General features: G+C 50.5%; 1 protein-coding gene. It reads right to left on the bottom strand.

The features are described 5' to 3' along the window. Positions 1-222 (bottom strand): hypothetical protein (locus NTD82_RS11225; protein WP_262128799.1); only part of this gene is annotated, 222 nt, incomplete at both ends.

The raw sequence follows: 222 nt of genomic DNA on the forward strand, positions 1-222 counted from the left end.
TGGGACCTCTACAGCAGTAGAGTTTTGGTAGAGAGTCTTGGTCTCCAACTCAGTAAGGGGGCGGCCCAACTCTGCTTCCTTTGCTGTGCGCAACGCAGCAAATGAAGGGATATGGTCGTGTTCTAGACCATCTCCAACAACCTCTCTTGCCTTAAGGTTTTTATAGGCGTCTACCTCAAGTTCTTGAACCGCCGTTTTCGAAGGCACGGATGCTTTTGCACC

Origin of the sequence: Pseudomonas sp. 5P_5.1_Bac1, from assembly GCF_025466015.1 — a bacterium.
Classification (GTDB): domain Bacteria; phylum Pseudomonadota; class Gammaproteobacteria; order Pseudomonadales; family Pseudomonadaceae; genus Aquipseudomonas.